General features: G+C 62.1%; 2 protein-coding genes. Both read left to right on the forward strand.

Going from position 1 to position 2,897, the window contains the following annotated elements; genetic code table 11:
* Nucleotides 1-566 precede the first annotated feature (566 nt).
* Nucleotides 567-2,099: a PAS domain-containing sensor histidine kinase gene (locus tag AC5JJ6_RS07130; RefSeq protein WP_496041367.1), complete on the forward strand. Its 1,533-nt coding sequence runs from the start codon at nt 567-569 to the stop codon at nt 2,097-2,099.
* Between the two features lie 166 nt (nt 2,100-2,265).
* Nucleotides 2,266-2,897 (forward strand): nitrilase-related carbon-nitrogen hydrolase (locus AC5JJ6_RS07135; RefSeq protein WP_496041368.1); only part of this gene is annotated, 632 nt, incomplete at its 3' end.

A 2,897-nucleotide genomic window follows, 5' to 3' on the forward strand; every position in this document is an offset into this window, starting at 1 on the left:
GGACGGTGCCGCCGCCGAACAGCAGTCCGCAGGCGACTTGCCGTTTCCAGGACCGGACATCGAAGTGCCGCAGCACGCCGCTGTAGAAGACCAATACGAGACCGAGCAGGCCGGCGCTTTGGATTAGGGATAAAAAAGTGGCGGACATCAGATGGTCGAATTTGAAACCAAAAACATCAGAACTCAACATAATTAGGCATCTAATGATCCATATATCCATAAAGAAATAAAATTATTCTTTGCTGAGAAGTTTATTGCGTTTTACTCATCGTCTGCGATCGCACAATGATCAAAGGAACCTGCTTGGCGAAATCTCTTGGAATCGCATTGTAGGTGTTGACTTCAAGTCTATGATACAATGTTAGGTTACCAATGATTTCACCAGGAGTTTTTAGGTGACGCAGGATCGTTCGAGCGTCGGTCTTCCCGCAGGGCTTCGTGAAACCATTCTTCAAGAGGAGCTCGCGCAGGCTAGAAGGGAACTCGACCGACGGGATGAGATCATTGCGACGCTTTCGCGCAAACTCGACGAATGTGTCCCTGCGGCGCGAAACGCCGAATCCACCGTGGCGCAGAAGGTGCTGCGCGAGAGCGAAAGGCGGCTGTCCGCGATCTTCGCCCAGGCAGCGGTCGGCCTTTCCGAAATCGGGCCGGACGGCCGGTTCCGCATGGTCAACGATCAGCTTTGCAGCCTGCTGGGCCGGACGCGCGAAGAGCTGCTGAGGCTCAATGTCCAGGACGTGACGCATCCGGACGATCTTGCCCGCAACCTGCCGCTGTTCGCCCGCCTGGTCGAAACCGGCGAAGTGTTCAGCATCGAGAAACGCTACGTCCGCGCCGACGGCAGCCATTTCTGGGCCGTCAGCAGCGTCAGCCGTATCATCGGTCCCGACGGCGAAGCGCTTGGCGTGATCGCCGCCACGGTCGATCTTACCGAACGGCGCGAAGCCGAGAACAGGCTGCGGGAAACGCGGGACGAAGCCGTTCAGGCCCGGGCCGAGGCGGAGCAGGCCAGCCGGGCGAAGTCGCGTTTCCTGGCATCGGTCAGCCATGACCTGCGCCAGCCCGTCACCTCGGCCAGCCTGTTCCTCGACCTCTTGAAGAGACGCCCGCTCGGTCCGAAGGAGCGCGAGCTGGTCGAACCCCTGGCGAGCAGCATCGACAGCCTGATCGGGATGCTGAACGGGTTGCTGCAAGTGGCGCGGCTCGATGCCGGCATCGTGACCGCCGACCTCCGCGATTTCCTGCTGGACGAGTTGCTGCAACGGCTCTTCGACGAGTTCCAGCGGCCGGCGCAGGCAGCCGGCCTGCGCTTCCACGTGCCGCCCGTTCACCTGCGCGTCCGTTCCGATCCCCTGCTGCTCGAACTGATCCTGCGCAACCTCATCTCCAACGCGATCAAGTACACGCCGGACGGCAGCGTTTCCGTCCTGACCCGGGTCGAAGACGGGCATGTCGTGCTTGACGTGACCGATACCGGGCTGGGCATCGCGAAGAAAGACAGCGAACGCATCTTCGACGAATTCTACCAGGGCGCCGAAACCGCCCGCGACCACTCCCGCGGGTTCGGCATCGGGCTGGCGACGGCACGGCGCGTCGCGGCGCTGCTCGGTATCGAGATCGCAGTGGCTTCGGAGATCGGCCGCGGCTCGACCTTTTCGCTGGTCCTTGCCCAGGCCGACGACGAAGAGACGGCAGCGTCGGATCGGAGATATTTCGGCATCCAGAGCCTTGCGGGCTGCTCCGCCCTGGTGATCGACGACGAGCCGCTGGTCCTGCGCGGGCTGGAAGTGATGCTGCGATCCTGGGACGTGCAGGTTCATGCGGTCCGGACCCTGGGCCAGGCCAAGGAACTGTTCAGGACGCTGGACAGGCCGCTGGACGTGGTTATAGCCGACTACTCCCTGGCTCATGGCGAACGGGGCACGGATGTCGTCGCCGCCGCGCGCCGCCACGGAACGGAAGCCGCGATCCTGCTGACCGGCGACACGTCGCCGGAGCGGCTGGCGGAAGCCGAGAGAAGCGGTTGCCGCCTGCTGCACAAACCGGTCAACGCGGACACGCTGGGCGCCGTCCTGAAGGCCGTTTGCCTGAAATAGCGAACAGTGCGCGTTCCGCGCGCTGCAAGCGGCCGGAGGCCGCTTCTACAAAGTTGCCAGGTCATCATAATCACTGTCCTGAGACACTAGCGCGTATCTTGCATAGGCTTAACGCTCGGGCGGCTACACGAGCCGTACTGCAACGAAGCTCCGAGGGAAAAGCGACGTGACAAGAACAGTGACAGTGGGGGCGGCTCAGCTTGGGCCGATCCGCCGGGATGAAAGCAGGACCGAGGTGGTGGGCAGGCTGATCCACCTGATGCGGGACGCCAAAGGCCACGGATGCGATCTGGTCGTGTTTCCGGAACTGGCCCTGACGACGTTCTTTCCGCGGTGGTTCTTCGAACGGCAGGAAGATATCGATTTCTTCTTCGAGCGGGACATGCCGGGACCGCAGACGCAGCCGTTGTTCGACGAAGCCGTCCGTCTGGAGATCGGCTTCCAGATCGGCTATGCCGAGGCCGTCGTGGAGGATGGCCGGGAGCGCCGGTTCAATACGTCCATCCTGGTCGACAAATCGGGACGCATCGTCAGCAAATACCGGAAGATCCATCTGCCCGGCCATGCCGCGCACGAACCCGAGCGGCCGTTCCAGCACCTTGAGAAACGGTATTTCGAGGTTGGAAACCTGAGCTGGCCGGTCGTCCATGCCTTCGGCGGGCTTATGGGAATGTGCATATGCAACGACCGCCGCTGGCCGGAGACCTATCGGGTGATGGGGCTCCAGGGCGTCGAGATGGTCATGCTGGGCTACAATACCCCCGTCCACAATCCCCCGGCGCCCGAGCACGACCGGCT

Source organism: Skermanella sp. (assembly GCF_059503625.1).